Origin of the sequence: Nocardioides sp. (assembly GCF_041393715.1) — a bacterium.
Classification (GTDB): Bacteria; Actinomycetota; Actinomycetes; order Propionibacteriales; family Nocardioidaceae; genus Nocardioides.
Window position 1 is genome coordinate 44,759 of the sequence record NZ_JAWKJQ010000011.1, and the last position, 22,097, is coordinate 66,855.

General features: G+C 72.6%; 21 protein-coding genes and 1 pseudogene. 10 read left to right on the forward strand and 12 right to left on the reverse strand.

Annotation, left to right across the window (positions count from 1 at the left end; translation table 11 throughout):
- Positions 1 to 27 precede the first annotated feature (27 nt).
- Together R2740_RS16050 and R2740_RS16055 are read left to right on the forward strand one after the other, a co-directional pair.
- Positions 28 to 1,269 (forward strand): alpha/beta hydrolase fold domain-containing protein, encoded by a 1,242-nt coding sequence (locus R2740_RS16050; RefSeq protein ID WP_371303700.1) that lies wholly within the window; start codon positions 28 to 30, stop codon positions 1,267 to 1,269.
- The gene (locus tag R2740_RS16055; protein WP_371303701.1) at positions 1,266 to 1,949 is read left to right on the forward strand and encodes a class I SAM-dependent methyltransferase; all 684 of its coding nucleotides are present in this window, start codon (positions 1,266 to 1,268) and stop codon (positions 1,947 to 1,949) included. Before R2740_RS16050 ends, R2740_RS16055 begins: the two co-directional genes overlap by 4 nt.
- On the opposite strand, the gene R2740_RS16060 is transcribed toward R2740_RS16055, so the two are convergent.
- From R2740_RS16060 to R2740_RS16075, 4 genes are all read right to left on the reverse strand, one after another.
- Positions 1,942 to 3,042: a prenyltransferase gene (locus R2740_RS16060; protein ID WP_371303702.1), complete on the reverse strand. Its 1,101-nt coding sequence runs from the start codon at positions 3,040 to 3,042 to the stop codon at positions 1,942 to 1,944. The genes R2740_RS16055 and R2740_RS16060 overlap by 8 nt on opposite strands.
- The gene (locus R2740_RS16065; protein WP_371303703.1) at positions 3,032 to 3,751 is read right to left on the reverse strand and encodes a class I SAM-dependent methyltransferase; all 720 of its coding nucleotides are present in this window, start codon (positions 3,749 to 3,751) and stop codon (positions 3,032 to 3,034) included. The genes R2740_RS16060 and R2740_RS16065 overlap by 11 nt, the downstream gene beginning before the upstream one ends.
- Positions 3,738 to 5,018, reverse strand: coding sequence for a glycosyltransferase family 4 protein (locus R2740_RS16070; RefSeq protein WP_371303704.1), 1,281 nt, complete (start codon positions 5,016 to 5,018; stop codon positions 3,738 to 3,740). Before R2740_RS16070 ends, R2740_RS16065 begins: the two co-directional genes overlap by 14 nt.
- An 87-nt stretch (positions 5,019 to 5,105) precedes the next feature.
- The gene (locus R2740_RS16075) at positions 5,106 to 6,098 is read right to left on the reverse strand and encodes an NAD(P)/FAD-dependent oxidoreductase (RefSeq protein WP_371303705.1); all 993 of its coding nucleotides are present in this window, start codon (positions 6,096 to 6,098) and stop codon (positions 5,106 to 5,108) included.
- Positions 6,099 to 6,229: 131 nt separating this feature from the next.
- Between R2740_RS16075 and R2740_RS16080 the strand changes: the two genes are divergently transcribed.
- Together R2740_RS16080 and R2740_RS16085 are read left to right on the forward strand one after the other, a co-directional pair.
- Positions 6,230 to 6,799 carry a DUF1707 domain-containing protein gene (locus R2740_RS16080; RefSeq protein WP_371303706.1) on the forward strand — a complete coding sequence of 190 codons (570 nt, stop codon included), beginning with the start codon at positions 6,230 to 6,232 and terminating at the stop codon, positions 6,797 to 6,799.
- Positions 6,796 to 7,464, forward strand: a complete 669-nt coding sequence (locus R2740_RS16085) for an ion channel (protein WP_371303707.1) — start codon at positions 6,796 to 6,798, stop codon at positions 7,462 to 7,464. Before R2740_RS16080 ends, R2740_RS16085 begins: the two co-directional genes overlap by 4 nt.
- Positions 7,465 to 7,491: 27 nt before the next feature.
- Here the strand turns inward: R2740_RS16085 and R2740_RS16090 are convergent, their stop codons facing one another.
- The gene (locus R2740_RS16090; protein ID WP_371303708.1) at positions 7,492 to 7,842 is read right to left on the reverse strand and encodes an MmcQ/YjbR family DNA-binding protein; all 351 of its coding nucleotides are present in this window, start codon (positions 7,840 to 7,842) and stop codon (positions 7,492 to 7,494) included.
- 276 nt (positions 7,843 to 8,118) lie between these two features.
- On the opposite strand from R2740_RS16090, the gene R2740_RS16095 reads away from it, so the two are divergent.
- A complete protein-coding gene (locus tag R2740_RS16095) occupies positions 8,119 to 9,384 on the forward strand; it encodes a DUF222 domain-containing protein (protein WP_371303709.1) in 1,266 nt (421 codons plus the stop codon).
- Positions 9,385 to 9,398: 14 nt separating this feature from the next.
- Here the strand turns inward: R2740_RS16095 and R2740_RS16100 are convergent, their stop codons facing one another.
- The 3 genes from R2740_RS16100 to uvrB form a co-directional block, all read right to left on the reverse strand.
- Positions 9,399 to 9,974: a hypothetical protein gene (locus R2740_RS16100; protein WP_371303710.1), complete on the reverse strand. Its 576-nt coding sequence runs from the start codon at positions 9,972 to 9,974 to the stop codon at positions 9,399 to 9,401.
- A gap of 465 nt (positions 9,975 to 10,439) precedes the next feature.
- Positions 10,440 to 10,880: a VOC family protein gene (locus tag R2740_RS16105; protein ID WP_371303711.1), complete on the reverse strand. Its 441-nt coding sequence runs from the start codon at positions 10,878 to 10,880 to the stop codon at positions 10,440 to 10,442.
- A gap of 5 nt (positions 10,881 to 10,885) precedes the next feature.
- The gene (uvrB, locus tag R2740_RS16110) at positions 10,886 to 13,000 is read right to left on the reverse strand and encodes an excinuclease ABC subunit UvrB (RefSeq protein ID WP_371303712.1); all 2,115 of its coding nucleotides are present in this window, start codon (positions 12,998 to 13,000) and stop codon (positions 10,886 to 10,888) included.
- A 105-nt stretch (positions 13,001 to 13,105) separates the two neighbouring features.
- Here uvrB and R2740_RS16115 point away from each other — a divergent pair, with 105 nt between their 5' ends.
- Positions 13,106 to 13,897 carry an META domain-containing protein gene (locus tag R2740_RS16115; RefSeq protein WP_371303713.1) on the forward strand — a complete coding sequence of 264 codons (792 nt, stop codon included), beginning with the start codon at positions 13,106 to 13,108 and terminating at the stop codon, positions 13,895 to 13,897.
- A gap of 12 nt (positions 13,898 to 13,909) precedes the next feature.
- Here R2740_RS16115 and R2740_RS16120 read toward each other — a convergent pair whose 3' ends face one another.
- Complete coding sequence (locus R2740_RS16120; RefSeq protein ID WP_371303714.1) at positions 13,910 to 14,821, reverse strand: DNA-3-methyladenine glycosylase; 912 nt, start codon at positions 14,819 to 14,821, stop codon at positions 13,910 to 13,912.
- Between the two features lie 149 nt (positions 14,822 to 14,970).
- On the opposite strand from R2740_RS16120, the gene R2740_RS16125 reads away from it, so the two are divergent.
- The 4 genes and pseudogenes from R2740_RS16125 to R2740_RS16140 all read left to right on the forward strand — a co-directional run bounded on the left by R2740_RS16125 (position 14,971) and on the right by R2740_RS16140 (position 17,846).
- The gene (locus tag R2740_RS16125) at positions 14,971 to 15,309 is read left to right on the forward strand and encodes a cupin domain-containing protein (protein WP_371303715.1); all 339 of its coding nucleotides are present in this window, start codon (positions 14,971 to 14,973) and stop codon (positions 15,307 to 15,309) included.
- A 61-nt stretch (positions 15,310 to 15,370) separates the two neighbouring features.
- Positions 15,371 to 16,267, forward strand: a complete 897-nt coding sequence (kynA, locus tag R2740_RS16130) for a tryptophan 2,3-dioxygenase (protein ID WP_371303716.1) — start codon at positions 15,371 to 15,373, stop codon at positions 16,265 to 16,267.
- Positions 16,268 to 16,311: 44 nt separating this feature from the next.
- Positions 16,312 to 16,665: pseudogene (locus R2740_RS16135) on the forward strand (ATP-dependent DNA ligase); the annotation flags it as partial.
- 239 nt (positions 16,666 to 16,904) lie between these two features.
- Positions 16,905 to 17,846: a hypothetical protein gene (locus tag R2740_RS16140; RefSeq protein WP_371303717.1), complete on the forward strand. Its 942-nt coding sequence runs from the start codon at positions 16,905 to 16,907 to the stop codon at positions 17,844 to 17,846.
- Positions 17,847 to 17,879: 33 nt separating this feature from the next.
- Here the strand turns inward: R2740_RS16140 and R2740_RS16145 are convergent, their stop codons facing one another.
- From R2740_RS16145 to R2740_RS16155, 3 genes are all read right to left on the reverse strand, one after another.
- Positions 17,880 to 18,620, reverse strand: coding sequence for a DUF2510 domain-containing protein (locus R2740_RS16145; RefSeq protein WP_371303718.1), 741 nt, complete (start codon positions 18,618 to 18,620; stop codon positions 17,880 to 17,882).
- The gene (locus R2740_RS16150; protein WP_371303719.1) at positions 18,617 to 19,966 is read right to left on the reverse strand and encodes a peptidoglycan DD-metalloendopeptidase family protein; all 1,350 of its coding nucleotides are present in this window, start codon (positions 19,964 to 19,966) and stop codon (positions 18,617 to 18,619) included. Before R2740_RS16150 ends, R2740_RS16145 begins: the two co-directional genes overlap by 4 nt.
- A 142-nt stretch (positions 19,967 to 20,108) precedes the next feature.
- Positions 20,109 to 21,965, reverse strand: coding sequence for a PAC2 family protein (locus R2740_RS16155; protein ID WP_371303720.1), 1,857 nt, complete (start codon positions 21,963 to 21,965; stop codon positions 20,109 to 20,111).
- Between the last annotated feature and the right edge of the window lie 132 nt (positions 21,966 to 22,097).

The following is a 22,097-nucleotide window of genomic DNA, read 5'->3' on the forward strand; positions in this document are numbered from 1 at the left end:
TTACTCGCCGGTCACTAGGCTAGGGGCGTGGGATTTCCGCGCCGACGGCTGCTCACCGCAGCCCTCACCGCCAACGCCGTCCGGCCCCCGATGCGCGGCTGGCCCGGGGTGGCCGCCTTCCCGGCGGGGTGGCTGACCGGCGAGCTGGCCCCGCAGCTGCTGACGCTGACGGCCGCCGACACCGCCCTCGCGGTCGCCCGGCGGAAGGCCTCTCCCTGGTCCCTCGCGCTGGCCGGCGGTACGGCGGCCGGGCTCGGCCTGCTGATCCGGGAGAGCCTGCGCGTCGGCGAGACCCTGGATGCCGCCCTGGACCCCCTCCTCGGGCCGCCGGCGCCCGGCGACTCCGCCACCGACCCGGAGCCGCCGCCCGACCGGCCCGCCTGGGTCCGGCTGCTGAACCCGTTCCACCAGGTCGACCCGCGGGTCCGGGTCGACCGCGACCTGCGGTTCAGTGACGCGGGGGGCCGGGGGCTGCTCGACGTCTATCGGCCCGCCTGGCGCGACCTCGACCGGGCGCCGGTGCTCGTGCAGGTGCACGGCGGCGGCTGGGTCGTGGGCCGCAAGGACCAGCAGGGCGTGCCGCTGATGCAGCTGATGGCCGCGCACGGCTGGGTGTGCGTCGCGATCAACTACCGGCTGGCGCCCCGCGACCGCTTCCCCGCCCAGATCATCGACGTCAAGCGGGCACTGGCCTGGGTCAGGGAGCACATCGCCGACTACGGCGGCGACCCCGGCTACGTCGCGATCACCGGCGGCTCCGCGGGCGGACACCTGAGCGCCCTCGCCGCGCTGACGGCCGGCGACCCTGCCTTCCAGCCCGGGTTCGAGGACGCCGACACCAGCGTGGCGGCGGCCGTTCCGCACTACGGCGTCTACGACATCGCCGGTGCGACCGGGCTGCGCAGCGCCGAGCGGATGCGCGACGAGTTCTTCGCCCCCCGGGTGATGGGCCGCACCTGGGCCGAGGCGCCGGAGGAGTTCGAGGCGGGATCGCCGATCCTGCGCCTGCACGAGGATGCCCCCGACTTCTTCGTGGTGCACGGGGCCCGCGACTCGCTGGTCGACGTGGAGCAGGCCCGGCTGTTCGTGGAGCGGCTGCGGGCCACCTCGCGGGCCAGCGTCGCCTACGCCGAGCTGCCGGGCACCCAGCACGCCTTCGACATCTTCCCCTCGATCCGCTCGATCCGGGTCGCCGCGGCTGTGCAGCGCTACCTGGAGTGGCACCACCGCCGCTGGCTCGCCGCGCGCACCGCCCCGGTGGGCGCATGAGCGACGCGACCGGGCCGAGCATGCCGGCCGACCTGCACGCGCGGGCGCGTGCGGCCGACGGTTTCATGCCCGACGAGGAGGGGCTGCTGCTCTACCGCCGGGCACTCGAGCGGCTCCCCCACGGGCCGGTGCTGGAGATCGGCAGCTATTGCGGCAAGTCGGCGATCTATCTCGGCGCCGCCGCCCGTGAGCTCGGCGGGCCCGCCGGCGACCGGGTGGTGTTCACCGTCGACCACCATCGGGGCTCGGAGGAGAACCAGGCCGGCTGGGAGCACCACGACCCGACCCTGGTCGACCCCGCGACCGGGCTGATGGACACGCTGCCGCGGTTCCGCCGGACGGTCGTCGCCGCGGGTCTCGAGGACGTGGTGGTGGCGGTGGTGGGTCGGTCCACGACCGTCTCGGCGCTGTGGCGCACTCCCCTGTCACTCGTCTTCATCGACGGCGGCCACGCGGAGGTCCACGCCCAGGCCGACTACACCGGCTGGGCCCCCTGGGTCGCCCGCGGCGGGCTGCTGGTCATCCACGACGTGTTCCCCGACCCGGCCGACGGTGGCCGGCCGCCGTACGACGTGTTCTGCCGGGCGCTCGAGAGCGGCGACTTCGCCGAGGTCGAGGCGCTGGGGTCGATGAGAGTGCTGCGCCGGGTGGGAGGCGACGCCGGCGACCCGGTCAGCTGACCGGGTCGACCACCGGCTCGCAGCCGCACCCGAGGCCCAGCTCCGGCAGGGTGGCGAGCGGCTCGCCTCGCATCAGGCCGGCGCCGGGCGTGGAGTCGGACAGCGCGTCGACGGCGAGCAGGACGGCCGCCGCGGTGTAGGTGGTGTGCTCCACGGGCCAGAAGACGTCGTCGCCGAACACCCAGCCGGTCCAGTAGGCGCCGTCGTCGGTGCGCAGGTGCTGCACGTCCGTCAGCAGCTGGAGCGCCCGCTCGTGGTCACCGAGGGCCTCCAGCGCCATCACCAGCTCGGCGGTCTCCGCGCCGGTGACCCAGGGGTTGGTGTCGACGCACCGGATGCCCAGGCCGGGCACCACGAAGTCGTCCCAGCGCGACGCCAGCATCTCCTCGGCGGCGCTCCCGCGCACCGCTCCGCCCAACACCGGGTAGTACCAGTCCATCGAGAACGTCGACTTGTCCAGGAACCGGTCGGCATGCCGCCGGATCGCGTGCCCCAGGCGCCCCGCGGCGAGCTCCCACTCGGGCTGCGGGTCGCCCACCAGGGCGGCCAGCGCGAGCCCGGCACGCAGGGCGTGGTGGATGCTCGACGAGCCGGTCAGCAGGGCCTCCTCGTTGACCCGCGCCGGCCGCCCGTCGCGCCACTCCTGCGACCAGGCGATGCCACCGAAGGGCAGCTGTCGGGCAACCACCCAGTCCAGCCCGCGACGCACCGCCGGCCAGGCATGCTGCACCAGGCCCCGGTCGCCGCGGACCAGCCAGTGGTGCCACACCCCCACGGCGACGTACGCCGTCGCGTTGGTGTCACCGCTCGGGTCGGTGACCACCCCCTGCTCGACCTTGAGCGGCCAGGAGCCGTCGCCCCGCTGGAGGCCGAGCACCCAGTCGACGGCGCGGTCGGCAGCCTCGCGCCGGCCGGTGGCGACCAGGGCCATCGTCGCCTCGACGTGGTTCCAGACGTCGGTGTGCCCGCCGGGCGTCCACGGGATCGCCCCCGTGGGCTCCTGCATCGCGACGATCGAGTCGGCGGTGGCGGCGACCTCGGCGGCGGTCAGGACACCCGGGAGCTCCGGCAACGGGTGGCCGTCAGCGGTCATCGGGCTTCTCGAAGTAGAGCACCAGCGACTTGCCGATCAGCGGGTCGAGGGCCCTCTCGGCGGTCCGGGTCAGCCAGGGGCGCTTCATGATGTCCCAGACCAGCATCCGGTGGTAGGCCTTCACGGCGGGGTGGTCGTCGCGGTTGACCCCGACGGCGCACTTCAGCCACCAGTAGGGCGAGTGCAGGCCGTGGGCGTAGCCGCGACCGGTGTGCCGGAGCCCGGCGTTCTCGGCCTTGGTGACGAGCTCCTTGTCGGTGTAGATCCGGATGTGGCCGCCGGGGGTCTGGTGGTAGTCGTCGGACAGCCGCCAGCAGATCGCCTCGGGAAGCCACCGGGGCACGGTGAGCGCGATGGTCCCGCCGGGCCGCAGCACCCGGACCAGCTCCTCGATCGCCTGGATGTCGGCGGGGATGTGCTCGAGCACCTCCGCGGCCACGACCCGGTCGAACTCACCGTCGGCGAAGGGCAGCGCCAGCGCGTCGCCCTCCTTGGTGTCGGCCTCGGCGCCCTCCGGGACCTCGCCGGCCTCGCGCATGGCGGCGAACAGGTCGCGGACCCCCGCCAGCTCGTCGGCGTCCTGGTCGAAGGCGACCACGTCGGCGCCGCGGCGGTACATCTCGAAGGCGTGCCGGCCCGCGCCGCAGCCCATGTCGAGCACCCGCTCGCCGGCCCGCAGCCCGAGCCGGTCGAAGTCAACGGTCAGCATCGTCCGCCTCCGGTGCGGTGGCGCTCCGCTCGGCGTGGAAGCCACGCACCGTGTCGTCGTACGCCGCGGCGACGGCGCGCGCCACGGCCTGCCAGCTGTAGCGCTCCTCGGCCCGCCGGCGGGCGGCCTCGCCCATCCGGGCCCGGCGCTCGGGGTCGTCGAGCAGCGCCTCGAGGGCCCGCTCGAGCTCGCCGACGTCGCCGGGAGCGACCAGGTCGGCGCACTCGCCGTCGGGACCGACCACCTCGGGGATCGCCCCGGCCCGGGAGGCCACCAGCGGGGTGCCGCAGGCCATCAGCTCGGCGGTCGGCAGCGAGAAGCCCTCGTAGAGGGACGGCACGCAGGCGACCTCGGCCGACCCCATCAGGGCCACCAGCTCGGCGTCGGAGATGCCGTGCACGAAGTGCACATGGTCGGTGATGCCCAGCTGGTCGACCAGCCGGTCGGTGCGACCGCCGGGGACCGGCTTGGTGACGAGGTAGAGCTCCACGTCGCGCTCGGTGCGGAGCTTGGCGAACGCCTCCAGCAGGGTGGCGATGCCCTTCATCGGGGCGTCGGCGCTGGCCATCGCGAGCAGTCGCCCCGGCACCCGCGGCACCGTCGGCGGGACGAACACCTCATCGACGCCCAGCTGGATCACCCTGATCCGCTCGTCGGCCACCCCGAAGTCCTTGACGATGTCGCGCCGCGACGCCTCGGAGGGGGTGAGCACGATCCGGGCCCGCCGCGCGACCTTCTTCTGCATCCGCAGGAAGCCGTACCACCGACGCAGTGTCAGCCGCTTGCGCAGGGTCGGCGCTGCGGCCAGGTCGATCCGCCGGTCGAAGGTGATCGGGTGGTGGATGGTCGTCACCAGCGGCAGGCCGAGCCGCTCGATGTCGAGCATGCCGTAGCCCAGCACCTGGTTGTCGTGGACCACGTCGAACTCGTCACGGCGCTCGGCCAGCAGCCGGGCGACCCGGGTGCTGAAGGTCTTGGGCTCGGGGAAGCCCGCGGCGCACATGGTCAGGAACTCCTCGACGTCGACCCGGTCGCGGAACTCCCGCCAGTGCGGGACCCGGAACGGGTCGGGCTCGCGGTAGAGGTCGAGGCTCTCGACCTTGGTGAGTGTGACGCCGTCGTCGAGGACGGGGTACGGCGGCCCGGAGAAGACCTCGACCCGGTGGCCCAGGGCGACGAGCTCCCGGCTGAGGTGGCGGATGTAGACACCCTGGCCGCCGCAGTGCGGCTTGCTGCGGTACGACAGCAGCGCCACGCGCATGCTCATGCCCTCCTGCCCCGGACGCTCCCGGCGTCGCCGGAGCTCGTGAGGGAGCATTATCACCCGCGGGACTCCACCCCTGCTGGGCGAGGGTCAGCTGCCCTCACTGGAGTGGCCCGGGAAGACGTGGGCGCTCGGGTCGATGACGACGGCGGCGTTGTTGACCGCGGTCGCCGCCTCACCGAACCCGGTGGCGATCAGCCGGACCTTGCCGGCGTACTCGGTGATGTCGCCGGCCGCGAACACCCGCGCCAGGTTGGTCCGCATCGAGGAGTCGACGACGACGTGCCGCTTGTCGGTCTCGAGCCCCCAGGTCTGCAGCGCCCCGAGGTCGGCGACGAAGCCGAGCGCCGCGACGATGGCCTGGGCGGGCAGCGTGCGCGGCTGCTCCTCACCGTCGACGGTGAGGTCGACGCCGGTGACCTCACCGGCCTCCTGGTCGCCGTGGATCTGGCTGACCTGGGCCTTGGTGACGACCTGGACCGAGCTGGCCCGGACCTCGTCGACGGTGCGCTGATGCGCGCGGAACGCGTCGCGGCGATGGACCAGGGTCACGCTGCGGGCCACCGGCTCCAGGTGCTTGGCCCAGTCGAAGGCGCTGTCGCCGCCTCCGACGATGACGACGTCGCGGCCGACGTAGGGCTCGAAGGACGGCACGAAGTACTCCACGCCCCGGCCGACCCACCCGTCGCCGGCCGGCAGCGGCCGCGGCGAGAACTTGCCGATGCCGGCCGTGATCAGCATCGCCTTGGCGCGCACCTCGGTGTCGTCGTCGAGCCCGACGGTGAGGAAGTCGTCGTGCTCGGTGAGGGTGAGCGCGGTCCGGTCGAGCAGGTACGTCGGCTTCGCGGTGGCCGCCTGCTCCACCAGGCCGGCCACCAGGTCGCGGCCCTTGACGTGGGGGAAGCCGGCGACGTCGAGGATCGCCTTCTCGGGGTACATCGCCGTGATCTGGCCGCCGAGCTCGGGCAGCGAGTCGACGACGGCGACCTCGAAGCCACGGAAGCCGGCGTAGTAGGTCGCGAACAGCCCGGTCGGCCCGGCGCCGATCACGAGCAGGTCGGTGTCGATCGAGGAGCCGGCCACGGTGGGTCCTTCCGCTCGGTGCTCCCCTGCGGGCGCCCGGTCGGCGCGGCGGGGGGTTCGTCTCCGGTTCTACCAGAACTCGGGCGTCGGTCGGCGGCGCCCCGGGCGGACGGTCTGCCTAGGATGCGTGCATGGCCGGAGACCGACTCCCCTCGACGGGAGGGCCGGAGGATGCCGCCGCCCTGTGGCGGTCGTTCCCCCAGGACCCGCGAGTGCCGGCACACGCTCCGCTGCGCGCCTCCGACGCCGACCGGGACCGGATCCACCAGGTGCTCGCCGCGGCCTTCGGCGACGGGCGGCTGGACCAGGCGGAGTTCGAGGAGCGCACCGACGTGGTGGTCCGCGCCCGGACGCTCGGTGAGCTGCCGGCCGTGGTGGCTGACCTGCTTCCCGACCACGGCCCGGCACTGACGCCGGCCGCCCGCCGGCTCGGCGTCGGCGGCGTCGCGGGCGAGGCCTACGCGGCGTACCTCTCGCAGCGGCGGCAGGCGCTGTGGGGGTTCGTGTCGGCCTCGCTGGTGTGCTGGGTGATCTGGGGGGTGACCTCCGGCCCCGACGGCTTCCCGTGGCCGGTGTTCGTGATGCTCGGCACCGGGCTCAACCTGCTGCGCACCCTGGTGATGCGCGGCGACATGATCGCGCAGGAGACCCGCCGCCTCGAGAAGCGACAGCGTCGCGAGCTGCCGGGCGGTGACGCGTGACCCGCTGGTGGCAGCTGGCGCGGGAGAACCCCTCGGGGGTCCTGCTGGTCGCCCAGCTCGGCGCGATCCTGGCCTATCCCTTCTTCGGCGACAGCACCTCCGGCCGGATGGTCATCGGCGTCGTCGGCATGGTGATCGTGCTGCTGTCGGTGTGGGCGGTGCGGGCCACGCCCGCGCTCACCTGGGTGGCGGTGCTGTTCGGTGTCCCGGCGTTGATGCTGACGGTCTGGGAGTCGTTCGACCCCACCAACCGGGCCGTGGTCGTGGCCTCGGCGATGTTCCACACGCCGTTCTACCTGTTCGTCTCCTACGCGATGATCCGCTACCTGTTCGCAGACCGGAAGGTCACCAGCGACGACCTGCTCGCCACGGGCGCCGCCTTCACCGTCGTCGCCTGGGCCTTCGCCTACGTCTTCTCCGGCGTCCAGGCGATCTGGCCCGGCTCCTTCGCCGGCGTCTCCGACGGTCCGGTGCGGTCGTGGTTCGAGCTGCTCTTCGCGTCCTTCGCCAACCTCACCGGTGTCGGCCTCTCCGACGTGGTGCCCGTGCTTCCCCACGCCCGCTCGGTGGTGATGGTCGAGCAGGTCACCGGCGTCCTCTACATCGCCCTGGTGATCTCGCGCCTGGTCGGGCTGACCGTCACCCGCGACCACGCGGCGCGTTGAGCACCTCCCACCGCGCGGGTCACGAGCTCAGTCGTCCCAGCCGACCGGCCGGTGCTTGGCCGGCAGCTTCGACACCACCAGCCGGTAGGACTCGTCGACGGCCTCCAGCAGCTCGTCGTCGGGGATGCCGGCGTACTCCAGGCTGTTCCAGCCCGATCGACCGATGTAGCGCATGACGCTCGCCGCCCGCGGGTAGCGGTCGAGCCACTCGTCGGCCACCTCGCGGGTGGCCCCTGCCTTGACGCCCACGCTGTCGGCACCGAGGAAGGCGAAGATCTTCTCGTGCACCTTGATCACCGGGTGCTCGTGCTCCCACGGGTTGTCGGGCCAGGCTCCGGGCTTGGCCAGGCAGTGGGCCTGCAGCGTGGCGACGTCCATCCCCCGACGGTACGCCGGCACGGTCGGCCGACGACGCCGCTGGTGGAGGAGCTCGCTCGGCCAGCGTTTTGACAGCGACGAACAGGTGTTTGAATATCCGGCCAAGCGTGATAGTGTGGGCTCACGCATCGAGCGTGCCGGGCCAGATCCCTTCGCGGATCTGCGCCTTCCCGGGCGTGGTGGTGCGAGTCGTGAGGGTGACGTGATCGTCCGCAGTGCGGGCCTCCAGGATCGACGACCAGCCGGTCAGGCATGTCGTCGAGAGGAGGCCGCCGGATGCCCCATCCGATTCTGCAGGCGACCGCAGACATCGACGCCGTCCTCAAGCAGGTCGCCGACGTCAACCCGGTGTTCCTCCCCACGAGCGACAAGGAGGCCGCGCTGCGCGAGCTGGTCTCACTGGAGGCTCGGCTGGTGGAGCTGCGGCTCCGGTTGATGGCGACTGCGGACGATGTCGCGGAGACCACCGCCGCCCACGATGTCGCCGAGTGGCTCACCGTGCACGCACGGGCGCGCCACGAGGACGCCCGCGCCGAGCTGCGCCTCGCCCGCAGCCTCGACACCCGCTGGGCGGTGCTCGCCGCCGCACTTCGCGACGGCGAGGCCACCCTCCCCCAGGCGCAGGTGATCGCCCGCGCCCTCGACGACCTCCCCGCCGAGGCGCCCGTCGAGGTGGTCGCGTTGGCCGAGACCACGCTGGTCGCCCACGCCGCCGAGTTCGGGCCCCGGCAGCTGGCCCGGCTGGGGCGGCGGATCCTCGACGTCGTCGCCCCGGAGATCGCGGAGGCCGCGGAGGCCCGCCGGCTGGCCGCCCTGGAGGACGAGGCCCACCGCCGTACCCGCCTGTCCCTCCGCCGTGTCGGCGACGGCACCACCCGACTGTCCGGGCTGCTGCCCGATGCGGCCGCGACCCGGCTGGCGACCTACCTCGAAGCGTTCACCAACCCCCGCAAGACCGACCAGCGCACGGGCGAGAGTCGCGACCCGCTGGCCCGTCGCCACTACCCCCGCCGCCTCGGCGAGGCGTTCTGCCAGCTCATGGAGACCCTCGACCCGGCCCGCCTCCCCCTGCACGGCGGCGACGCCACCACCCTCGTGGTCACCATCCCGTTCCAGGGGCTCCTCGACGACCTCGCGGTCGCCGACCTCACCGGCGGCCAGCTGCCTGGCGACGACCCCGTGACCCCGGGCGACCGCATCACCGCCGCCCAGGCCCGCCGCCTGGCCTGCACCGCCCAGATCATCCCTGTCGTTCTCGGCGGCGAGTCCGAGATCCTCGACCTCGGCCGATCGCGGCGTCTGTTCACGGCTGCTCAGCGCAAGGCACTACGCCTCCGGGACCGCGGGTGCCGCGCCGAGGGCTGCACCATCCCCGCGCCCTGGTGCGAGGCCCACCACCTGAACCCCTGGTCCCGCGGCGGCAGGACCGACCTCGCCGACGGCCTCCTCCTCTGCCACCACCATCACCACCGAGCCCACGACCCCGGCTACGCCACCGAACGGCTCCCCACCGGCGACCTCCGCTACCACCGACGCAGATAGGCCGACCGATGGCGTCAGACGCGCACCGAGGTGCGCGGCTCGGCATCGCTGAGCATGCCGTCGAGCTCCGCCCGGCGGGCGAAGACCCCACCGAGGGCGACGACCATGACCAGGGCGTCGAGGATGGCCAGCCAGGAGACGTTCCACACGTGCGCCACGGGGAAGACGACCGCGCCGATGGCCACGAGCACAGGGATCCAGCGAGGGACGAGTGGCCAGAGGGCCACCGCGGCGATCAGGAGGGTGAGCGGGAAGAAGAAGCCGACCAGGCTCCACAGGTGCGCCACGGCGGCGTCCTCACGGAAGAGGTCGTTCCCGCCGAGACCGACGTGCATCGTGTCGTCGCCGACCCCGGCGTTGCCGACGACACCGAGGACCGCGACGACCAGCAGAAGCGCTTGGAGCCTGCCGCGCGCGAGCGTGACCAGCCGGAGCGCCGTGACGCCGTAGGCGGCCGCGGCCAGGATGTGGACCAGGCCCGTGGGGGCGTCCCACCAGCCTCTGACCGAGTAGGTCATATCGAGGAAGAGGAACGCCAACGGCCCGAAGATCAGCGAGGCGTTGAGCAGCGCGGCTGCCGGCGTGTACACTCACTCGATGGACCACTATAAAACTTGCGCAAGCTTCGCAAGGGGTCAGACATGTCGAGGCGAGACCTGCACCCAACGGTCTCGCTCTTCTCGGCCAAGGTCGAACTTCAGGGTCAGCCCGAGGGCACGCAGTGGATCGTGAATGTCGTTCCAACCCGGGACAATCCGCTGGCCGTCGCTGGCCAAATGTGTAGCGGTGGAAGGTTCACCTCAGTCATGGTCGCGAACGAGTCGGGGTTGAATGACCCCCTGCCCTTGGAGAGGTTGGCGAAGGCTCTTGAGTCCGCCCACCGCCAGGCGATGCCGGTAGGTGCGGACAGCCCACCCGCCCGAACATCGGCAAAGTCGTACTCCAGCCGGGCGATCAGACGCCTGCACGTTCCGAACCAGACCAAGAGAGGCGCCCGCAGACCCCACCGGTCCGACGGCGCCTCACCCTGCCCATTGACAGGAGGGCCTTACATATCAGTCGAGACAGAACTCGTTGCCCTCGGGATCGCTCATCACGATGAACCCGTGGCTCAGCGGCGGCGCAGGCTCGTGGCGCTGGAGCCGCGAGGCGCCCAGCCCGACCAGCCGGGAGCACTCCGCCTCGAGGGCCGCCATCCGCTCCTCCCCCTCGAGCCCGGGCGCCGCGCGGACGTCGAGGTGGACGCGGTTCTTCGCGGTCTTGCCTTCGGGGACGAGCTGGAAGAAGAGCCGGGGGCCGGAGCCCGAGACCGGGCCGCAGGCGGACGCGTCGTTGCGCCGCTCCTCCGGGACGCCGAACGCCTCCAGCGCCGCGTCCCAGGTGTCGAAGCCGGGCGGCGGGGCGTCGAGCTGGTAGCCGAGCACCTCGCACCAGAACAGCGACAGGGCCCGAGGGTCGGCGCAGTCGAAGGTGATCTGGACCTGGCGGGGGGCCACGCCACTCAACGGGTGGCCTCGATCATCTGTCGCAACTCCTTCTTGAGCTCCGAGATCTCGTCACGCAGCCGGGCGGCCACCTCGAACTGCAGCTCGGCGGCGGCGGCTCGCATCTGGTCGGTGAGCTGCTGGATCAGCTCGGCCAGGTCGCTGCTGGGGAGGCCGGCCAGATCGGGGGCTCGGCCGTCGTCCTTGAGCTTGGAGAGGCCGGGAACCGGCGCCTTCTTGGTCTTCGGGTCGAGGTGCTGCCAGGTGGCCAGCAGCTCCTCGGTGTTCTCGTCCTCGCGGGCCAGCATCTCGGTGATGTCGGCGATCTTCTTGCGCAGCGGGGTCGGGTCGATGCCGTGCTCGGTGTTGTAGGCGACCTGCTTGGCACGCCGCCGGTTGGTCTCGTCGATCGCCTGCTCCATCGAGGGCGTGATGGTGTCGGCGTACATGTGGACCTGGCCCGACACGTTGCGGGCGGCGCGGCCGATGGTCTGGATGAGCGACTTGCCGGAGCGCAGGAAGCCTTCCTTGTCGGCGTCGAGGATCGACACCAGCGACACCTCGGGCAGGTCGAGGCCCTCGCGGAGCAGGTTGATGCCGACAAGCACGTCGTATTCCCCCAGGCGGAGGTCGCGGAGCAGCTCGATGCGCTTGAGGGTGTCGACCTCGGAGTGGAGGTAGCGGGTGCGGACGCCGGCGTCGAGGAGGTAGTCGGTGAGGTCCTCGGACATCTTCTTGGTGAGCGTGGTGACCAGCACCCGCTCGCCCTTGTCGGTGCGCAGGCCGATCTCGTGGATCAGGTCGTCGATCTGGCCCTTGGTGGGCTTGACGATCACCTCGGGGTCGACCAGGCCGGTCGGCCGGATGATCTGCTCGACCGCGTGGTCGACGCCGCCGACCTTGTCGAGCTCGTAGTCGCCGGGCGTGGCGGAGAGATAGATCGTCTGGCCGATCCGGTCGAGGAACTCCTCGAACTTCAAGGGCCGGTTGTCCATGGCGCTGGGCAGCCGGAAGCCGTGGTCGACGAGGTTGCGCTTGCGCGACATGTCGCCCTCGTACATCCCGCCGACCTGCGGCACGGTGACATGGGACTCGTCGACGACGAGGACGAAGTCCTCGGGGAAGTAGTCGAGCAGGCAGTTGGGCGCGCTGCCGCGGCTGCGCCCGTCGATGTGCATGGAGTAGTTCTCGATGCCGGAGCAGGAGCCGACCTGGCGCATCATCTCGATGTCGTAGGTCGTGCGCATCCGCAGCCGCTGCGCCTCCAGCAGCTTGCCCTGCCTCTCGAAGGTGGAGAGCCGCTCGGCCAGCTCCTCCTCGATGCCCTTGATCGCCCGCTCCATCCGCTCGGGGCCGGCGACGTAGTGGGAGGCGGGGAAGACGTAGAGCTCCTCGTCGTCGGTGAGCACCTCGCCGGTGACCGGGTGCAGCGTCATCAGCCGCTCGATCTCGTCGCCGAAGAACTCCACGCGCACCGCCAGCTCCTCGTAGACCGGGAAGATCTCCAGGGTGTCGCCCCGGACCCGGAAGGTGCCGCGGGTGAAGGTCATGTCGTTGCGGGTGTATTGGATGTCGACCAGCCGCCGCAGCACGGAGTCGCGGTCGTGCTCCTCGCCCACCCGGAGCCGGACCATGCGGTCGACGTACTCCTGCGGGGTGCCGAGGCCGTAGATGCAGGACACGGTGGACACCACGATCACGTCGCGACGGGTGAGCAGCGAGTTGGTCGCCGAGTGCCGCAGCCGCTCCACCTCCTCGTTGATCGAGGAGTCCTTCTCGATGTAGGTGTCGGTCTGGGGGACGTAGGCCTCGGGCTGGTAGTAGTCGTAGTAGGAGACGAAGTACTCGACGGCGTTGTCGGGGAACAGCTGGCGCAGCTCGTTGGCGAACTGCGCGGCCAGCGTCTTGTTGGGCTGGAGGACCAGGATGGGGCGCTGCAGCCGCTCGGCCGCCCAGGCGACGGTCGCGGTCTTGCCGGTGCCGGTCGCGCCGAGCAGCACGACGTCCTTCTCCCCGCCCTGGATCCGCTCCTCGATCTCCGCGATCGCGGCCGGCTGGTCGCCGGACGGCTCGAACTCGGCGACGACCCGGAACGGCGCCACCCGGCGCTCGAGGTCGGTGACTGGTCGCATGGCGTCGAGCCTACGGGCCCCCGCCGACAGTCGACCCGACGGAACCACCCGAGCCCGCCCCACGTCCCATCGGCCAGCCACCGACCCAGCCACCCGGAGCTCCGCATGCGCCCCTTCCGCCCTCTCGTGACCCTGCTCGGCCGGCTCGCTGTCGTCACCGCGGCACTGCTGCTCCTGGCCGCCTGTGGCGACGCCTCCCCCGGCACCGCGACGGATGACACCTCGTCGCTGGACGGCGACTGGATGCTCACCGGCGCCTCCGTCGACGGCGACGACCTCGACCTGAGCGCCGGCGCGGTGACGCTCAGCGTCCAGGGCGACCGGTGGGGTGGCCGCTCCGCCTGCAACCAGTACTCCACGACCGTCACCGCGGACGGCGACTCCGTCACGGTCGGACCCACCGCCGGCACCGAGATGGCGTGCGTGGGCGGAGCGATGGAGCTCGAGAGCAGCTATCTCGCCGCCCTGCAGCGGGTCACCGGCGCCCAGCGCGACGGCGACATGCTGACCCTGAGCGGCGACGGCGTCGACCTGGAGTTCGCCCCCGTCCCCGAGGTGCCGCAGGCCGACCTCGTGGGCACCTCCTGGCAGCTCACCACGCTGCTGTCCGGTGACACGGCGTCGTCGGTCACCGGCGAGCCCACCCTGCGGCTCGCCGAGGACGGCACGGTCACCGGCTCCACCGGCTGCCGCGCCTTCCGCGGCGCCTGGAAGCAGCACGGCGACGACCTGGTGATCGGGCCGCTCGCCACCCCGAAGATCGGCTGTCCCCCCGACCTCCAGGCCCAGGACAGTGAGGTGCTGAAGGTCCTCGACGGCGCGGTGCGCGTGACGCAGGACGGCGGCCAGCTCACGCTCGAGCGCGGCAACCTCGGACTGGTCTACACCGCTGCGTGAGTACGACGGCCGCTAGCCGGCCGGCAGGTGAGTCCGCGGCGCCATCCGCGGCCCGCGGCGCGGCCGACGCCGCCCCGCCAGCAGGATCAGCATGGCCGCTCGCCCGCGGTGCGGCCGGTAGGGCTCGAGCACCTCGGCGAGCCGCTCGTCGTCGATGTCGTGTCCGAACAGCGCCCACCCCACCTCCTTGGCCAGGTGGTAGTCGCCGAAGCTCACGGCATCGGCGTCGCCCAGCGCACGCTGCCGGACCTCGGCGCTGGTCCACACCCCGATGCCGGGCAGCGAGCGCAGCCGGCGGTCGGCCTCGTCACCGTCGAGGGTGACCAGCCGCTCCAGGGAGCCGGCAACGCCGGCGGCGCGCACCAGCGGCCGGGACCGGGCCGGGTCGATGTGCATCCGCAGCCACTCCCACGACGGGACCCGTCGCAGCGCCTCGGGGCCGGGCTGCAGCCACAGCCGCCGCTCTCCTCCGGGTCCCGGGGCGCGCTCGCCGTGGCGATGCACCAGCGACCGGAAGCCGGCGAACGCCTCCTGGCCGGTCACCTTCTGCTCGATGACCGCGGGCACCAGCGCCTCCATGACCCGATCGGTGCGACCGATCCGCAGGTCGGGGTGCCGCTCCCAGGCCCGCGCCACCAGGTCGTGGTGGGGGGTGAAGCCGGCCGGGTCGTCGGCGTCGCCGAGCAGCGCGGGCAACCGCTCGAGCGCCCAGTCCGCCCCGGGACCCCACGCCTGCGCGTGGACCTCCCCGAGCGCCGGCTCGGACCGCACCCGCAGGGTGGCCGCTCCCGTCGGCGCCCGCAGCCCGAGCCAGTGGTCATCGCCGTCGCGCCGGTAGGTCGGGTCACCGGCCCCGCGACGCAGCGGGGCCAGCAGCGCGCCGACCGGGCAGGGCCGCCCCGGCCGCCAGACCCGGTCCACCATGGTCCGGCACGCTAGCCCACGAGGCCGACTACCCCTCGAAGTGCCTGCTCAAACCATCCGTGCGGGCAAGAAAATAGTTGTCCAGACCAGCAGCCGGTATTTGGCCTCCGAGTGACCCGTGGCACCCCTCCAGGTGCCACCATCGGCACATGACCTTGCGATATGTAGACGTGGACGTCTTCGTGACGGAGATGCCGCGGCAGCGCATTCCCGCCGATGAGATCCTCGGTGGCTTCCCGACCGCGGGCTCGCGCAGCATCGCCCAGGTCGCCGGTGCCGAGGTCGGCATCCACGAGATGTCCCCCGGCATGGCCCGCGACATCGAGTGCGACGAGGTCTTCGTGGTGATCTCCGGTCGCGGCTCGATCGAGTTCGAGGACGGCGAGGTGCTGCCGCTCTCCGCCGGCACCGTCGTCCGCCTCAACAAGGGCGACCGGACGATCTGGCACATCTCCGAGACGCTGCGGAAGTTCTACGTCGCCGGCTGACCCGCGGCGTACCCCTGCTTCGCCCGAACCGGGCGGCGTTGAGTCCACTAGTTTGGCTGGTGTGACCGACCACGCCGCCCGTTCGTCGTCTCCAGCCGACTCCCCAGCCGGCAAGCCCGTCGCTCGCGAGCTCGAGGCGGGCATCCAGCGCGACTTCAGCCGCGACATGTCCTACGGCGACTATCTCCGCCTCGACCTGCTGCTGGCCGCCCAGCAGCCGCTCAGCGACCCGCCGCAGCACGACGAGCTGCTCTTCATCGTCCAGCACCAGACCTCAGAGCTCTGGTTGAAGCTGATGGTTCACGAGCTGCGCTCGGCGCGTGCGCTGATCGCCGAGGACCGGCTCGCGGAGGCCCTCAAGCGGCTGGCCCGGGTCAAGCACATCCAGCACACCCTCACCGACCAGTGGGCGGTGCTGGCCACGCTGACCCCCAGCGAGTACGCCCTGATCCGCCCCTACCTCGCCACCTCGTCGGGCTTCCAGTCCGCGCAGTACCGCGAGGTGGAGTTCCTGCTCGGCAACAAGAACGCCGACATGGTCAAGGTCTTCGGACACGACCCCGAGGCACAGGCGGCCCTGCAGGTCCTGCTGCACGAGCCCAGCCTCTACGACGAGTTCCTCGCCTACCTCGCGCGCAGCGGGTACGCCGTCCCGGCCGAGCTGCTCGACCGCGACTGGTCGCAGCCCTACCGGCTCGATCCGGCGCTGGTCGACGTGATCGCCGCGGTCTATGCCGACCCGGCCCGGCACTGGGGCGTCTACGAGACCTGCGAGGAGCTCGTCGACGTCGAGGACAACTTCCAGCAGTGGCGCTTCCGGCACCTCCAGGTGGTGCAGCGCACGATCGGCCACAAGAGCGGCACCGGCGGCTCCAGCGGGGTCGACTTCCTGCGCCGGGCCCTGGACCTCACGTTCTTCCCGGAGCTGTTCGAGGTCCGGACCCGGGTCGGCGGCTGACCGGTCACCCCGCCGCCGTCGGCGCCGGGTGGCACCATGACCGCATGCTGCTCGCCGAGGTGGTCGCGACCTCCGCCGTCGTCGCGGCCACCCGCTCCCGCAAGGCCAAGGTGGCCGCGCTGGCCGAGGCGCTGAGCGCAGCGCAGCCTGACGAGCGCGAGGTCGTCACGGCCTTCCTCGGCGGCTCGCTGCTGCAGCGGCGCACCGGGGTCGGCTGGCGTGGCATCAGCGCGGCCGCCGAGCCCGCGAGCGAGCCGACGCTGACGCCCACCGACGTCCACGCGGCCTTCGACCGGCTGGCGGCGCTGTCCGGCCCCGGGTCGCAGGCGGCCCGGGCGGCCGAGGTGGCCACGCTGTTCGGGCGGGCGACCGCCGACGAGCAGCGCTGGCTGCGCGGCGTCGTCACCGGCTCGGTTCGGCAGGGCGCCCTCGACTCCCTGGTCCAGGAGGCCGTCGCGGCGGCCGCCGAGGTGCCCCTGCCGGTGGTCCGCCGGGCCGCGATGCTCGCCGGCGGCACCGTCCCGGTGGTCGCGGCCGCGTTCGAGGGCGGCGTGCCCGCCCTGGAGGCGGTGGGGCTCGAGGTGGGTCGGCCGGTGCTCCCGATGCTGGCGTCGAGCGCCCTGACGTGGCCGCGGCGATGGCCAAGGCGGGCGCCTCCGACGGCGTCGCGGTCGACCGCAAGCTCGACGGCATCCGGCTGCAGGTGCACCGGCGCGGCGACGACGTGGTGGTGGCCACCCGGAGCCTCGACGACATCACCGAGCGGCTCCCGGAGGTGGTGGCCGCCGTGCGGTCGCTGCCCGGCCGCGACCTGGTCCTCGACGGTGAGGGGCTGGCCCTCGACGAGGACGGCCGGCCGCGTCCCTTCCAGGAGACCGCGTCGCGCACCGCCCAGACCACGTCGGCCCGGCCGCGCGTGGCCGTGACGCCGTACTTCTTCGACGTGCTGCACCTCGACGGGCGCGACCTCCTCGACGCGCCGCTCACCGAGCGGCTCGCGGTGCTCGACGCCCTGGTCCCCGAGGAGCTCCGGGTGCCCCGGGTGGTCACCGCCGACCCGGCGGAGGCGGAGGCGTTCGCCGCCGCCACGCTCGAGGCGGGTCACGAGGGCGTGGTGGTCAAGAGCCTGTCCGCGCCCTACGACGCCGGCCGGCGCGGCGCCGCCTGGGTCAAGGTCAAGCCGGTGCACACCCTCGACCTGGTGGTGCTCGCCGTCGAGTGGGGCTCGGGCCGGCGGGAGGGCTGGCTGTCCAACATCCACCTCGGCGCCCGCGACGCCGCCACCGGCGAGCTGGTGATGCTCGGCAAGACGTTCAAGGGCATGACCGACGAGACGCTCGCGTGGCAGACCGAGCGGTTCACCGGGCTGGCGCTCGACCCGGCCGGGATCCGCGACTCCTACGTCGTCCGGGTGCGGCCCGAGCAGGTCGTGGAGATCGCCCTCGACGGCGTGCAGCGCTCCTCGCGCTACCCCGGCGGGCTGGCCCTCCGGTTCGCCCGCGTGGTGCGCTACCGCGACGACAAGTCCGTCACCGACATCGACTCCGTGCAGCAGATCCGCGAGATGTTCGGCCACTGACGCCGGCCGACCGGCGCGGGCCCGGGGGCGAGGTCAGCTGCGGGGCTGCACGTGGGCGGTCCAGCCCGCACCGTCCCAGTAGCGCAGCTGCTGCGGCGCCTGGGGGTCGGGGTACCACCCGGCCACGGTGGCCGGCTGCTGTGGGTACGCCGGCTGCTGGGCCATGCCGGGAGCCGGACCGGCCCCAGCGACCGCCGGGCGCGGCCGTCGGCGTACGAACGAGGCGATCAGCAGCCCGAGCCCGACCAGCAGCCCCAGCGCACATACCAACGTCCCCACCAGCCAGCCACCGGCCCGGCTGACGCCGGACAGCAGCGACGGGCCGACGACCACGGTGGTGCCGCCGTTCTCGATCTGCACGCGGTACTGACCGGAGGTCGGGGCGTCGAAGCGGGCGACGGCGACGAAGTGGCCGGTGCCGAGGTCGATCGACTCGTCATAGCTGATCCCACGCACCGGCACCTGGCCGGCGGGGCCGATGACCGTGATGTCGCCGGGACCGATCGTGGGCGGCGAGCTGCTGCTCGCGGTGCGGCCGACCCGCTCGTAGACGCTCTGGGCGCCGGCGTCCAGCGAGAAGAACGTGTCGAGCGGCGTCGCGGTCTCCTGGGCCTGCAGCAGATGGGCGGCGGGCGTCGCGATCTTGACCACCAGCTGGATGCCGCAGACCGTGCCGACGATGACCGAGAGCACACTCAGCACCACGCCGGAGATGCGCAGCCCCGACCAGCCGCTGCGCTGGGGGGTCACCACGCTCGGGTAGGGCGCGCTCATCGGTGCCGTCCGAAGCGGATGTCGGTCACCTGGCGGGCCGCGGCGGTCGAGGACGGCGCCTGACGCTGGCTGAAGACCGCGGTCAGGGGGTCCCAGACGCCGAGGTCGCTCTTGCCGTTGCCGTCCCAGTCGCCCACGACCGGTAGGTCGCCGGGCTTGCCGAACGGCACCTGCGCGGTCCACACCAGCGAGTCGGAGTCGACGAGGCGCAGCGTGAACGTCGAGGTCGCCTGGTCGTAGACACCCAGGTCGGTCCGGCCGTCACCGTCCCAGTCGCCGGTGATCGGCAGGTCGCCGGGCTTGCCCAGGGGGATGACCGTCACGTTGCCGTCGGCGTCCCGCAGCCGGAACGCGGCCTTGGCCGCCCGGCGTACGCCGACCTCCCAGGTGCCGTCACCGTCCCAGTCGCCGGCGACCGGCTTGTCCTTGGTGCTGCCGAAGACGATGGTCTGCTCCTTGCCGCCGGCCAGGAGCGAGAAGGTCCGGGTCGCGGCGTTGCGGACGCCGATGTTCTCCCGGCCGTTGCCGTCCCAGTCGCCCAGCACCGGGTCGTCGGTGGCCGTGCCGTACTCGATCACCTTGGCCGGCTTGTGGGCCCGGCGGATCAGGAACTTGGCCGTGGGCGCCCGGCGGAAGACCACCAGCTCGGTGACGGTGCTGCCGAGCATGTCGCCGGCCATCGGGACATCGACGCAGTTCTGGGAGGCGAGCGTGGTGCCGAAGGTGTACTTCACGCCGTGGAAGTACGGCGACATGTCGCTGCCGTTCAGGCGCTCCTCGAAGTGCAGGTGCGGACCCGTCGAGTTGCCGGTGCTGCCGACCTGGCCGATCAGCTGCCCCTGGTCGACCCGCTCGCCCACCTTGACGGCCACCGCGGACAGGTGGGCATACAGCGAGGTCTCACCGCCGCCGTGGTCGATCACCACCCACTTGCCGTAGCCGCCGGTGACGCTGCTGTAGGCCGTGGTGACCACGCCCGAGGCTGCGGCCACGACGCGGGCGCCGTAGTCGTCGGGACGGTTCCAGTCGACCGACAGCGGGCTCGGGCTGTGGGAGGCGCGGGTGGTGCCGGTCCACTCCTGGCCGCAGGGGAACGGCATCTCGAAGCGGGTGTTGGGCACCGCGGCCCGGGCGGCGGCCTCGAGGGCCGGGCTCCGCGGACGGCCGTGCGGGAGGCTGTCGTCCTCGCCGTCGGGCACCGGGTCGGCGGCGACGGCGGACCGCTGGTCGGCGGCCGCCCCGCTCGACGCGTCATCCGCGCCGGCCGGGGCGCCGGCCAGCGCCACCGTGAGCGTGGTGGCCAGAACCGCGGGCAGGGTCAGCAGCCGCACCGGGAGACGGGACACGGGGCACCTTCCAGACAGGAGAAGCACCAGTCACATCAGTCACCCGAGTCGACTGGTGCCACACGGGCGCTCAACCGTAACCCGAGTTCCAGATTCTGTCATGAGGATCGGCGTGCCGCCTTGGAATCACACCGATGTAGTGCTAGTCGGCGGTCTCCGGCTCGGGCCGGTGCCGGATCAGCCCCTCCTGGGCCACCGTCGCCACCAGCCGGCCGTCCTCGGCGAAGACCCGGCCGATCGCCAGCCCGCGGCCCCCCGAGGCCGACGGCGACCACTGGTCGAACAGCAGCCAGGCGTCGGCGCGGAAGGGCCGGTGGAACCAGATGGTGTGGTCGAGCGACGCGGCCTGCATCCCCCGCTCGCTGATCGAGACGCCGTGCGGCACCAGCGTCGCGCCGAGCAGCGTCATGTCGCTGGCGTAGGTGAACGCGGCGACGTGCTCGCGCGGGTCGTCGCCGAGCTCGCCGTTGACCCGGATCCACAGCTGCGAGCGCGCGGGGTGGTCGGCGTCGTCGGGCAGGCCCTGGCGGGAGGTGCCGAGATAGCGGATGTCCAGGGCGGCCCACTCCCTGACCAGGGCCTCGGTGCCGACCCCGCCGCGGGCACGCATCAGGTCCAGGAAGCTGGTCGCCTGGTCGGGACCGCCGACCTCGGGCATCCGGTCCTGGTGGTCGAAGCCATCCTCCTCGCGCTGGAAGTTGGCGGTCTGGAAGTAGATCGGCCGGCCGTGCTGCCGGGCCACCACACGCCGGGTGCCGAACGAGCGCCCGTCCCGCAGCCGCTCGACGTCGTAGATGATCGGCACCGAGGTGTCGCCGGGGCGCAGGAAGTAGGAGTGCAGCGAGTGCACGGCGTAGTCGGGGTCGATGGTGCGGATCGCCGCGATCAGCGCCTGGGCGGCCACCTGGCCACCGAACACCCGCTGTCGGTCGGTCTGCGGCTGCTCGCCCCGGAACAGGTCGACGTCGAGCGTCTCGAGGTCGAGCAGCTCGGCCAGCTCGGCCGCGGAGGCCGGCATCTCAGCCCTCCCGCCGCGGGTCGGTGTCGGGCCAGCCGTCGCCGCGCCCCCCACCCGAGGGCCCTCGGGGCCGTCGAGGCCGGCCAGGAACTGCTCGAACTCCCGCCCCAGCTCCTCTCCGGTCGGCAGCGGCTGGTCGTCGGCGAGCAGACTGGTCCCCGCGTCCTCGGCGGCCCGGAACGCGTCGTACTGCTGCTCCAGCCCGGCCACCACCTGGGCCACCTCCTCGTTGTCGGCGAGGTACTGGGCGATCTCGGCCTCGCGGGCCTCGGCGGCGGTGCGCAGCCCGCCGAGGTCGATGGTGAGCCGGCCGCCGAGCTCCAGCTGGCCGAGCAGCGCGAGCGCGGCCTGCGGGTAGTCGAGCTGGGCGAGGTAGTGAGGCACGTGGGCGACGTAGCCGAGGGCGGGATGGCCCCACTCCCCCAGCCGCAGCTCGAGCAGCGCCTGGGCACTGCTCGGGATGCGGAGCTCCCCGCGCCAGGGGCTCTCGGAGGTCAGCAGCTCGGGGTCGTTGGCGTGCGGGGTGACCGCGATCGGCCGGGTGTGTGGCACCGCCATCGGAACCGAGCCGAGGCCCACCACGCGGGTCACGCCGAGCCGCTCGACGACCTCGCGGACGGCGCCGCAGAACGCCTCCCACCGGTTGTCGGGCTCGGGGCCCTTCATCAGCAGGAAGGGCGTCCCGGCACTGTCGTGCTGCAGCCGCACGACCAGCCGCGGGGCGTCGTAGTCGTCGTAGTGGTCACGCACGAAGGACATCGCTGGGCGCCTCGCGCGGTAGTCGTGGAACTGGTCGACGTCGAAGGTCGCGACCACCTTGCCCCCGCTCGGGCCGCTCGAGAGCGCCTCCAGGTGGCCGACGGCCAACGCGCCGGCCGAGCCGGCGTCCAGGAACCCGTCGAGGGTCAGCACCATGGTCAGCTCGGTCACGTCGGCGAGCTCGGCGACCTCGTCGACGATGTGGACCAGCCGCTGGCTCACGGGGTTCTCCTTCGGTGCGTCGGTGGCGGGTCGGGCGGCCCGCCGGACGCGCCCGCTCTGCTTCACAGCCCCGTCCCGCACCACGATATTCCGCACCTCGCCCGGCCCATGGTGGTGGGGTGACCCGGCCCA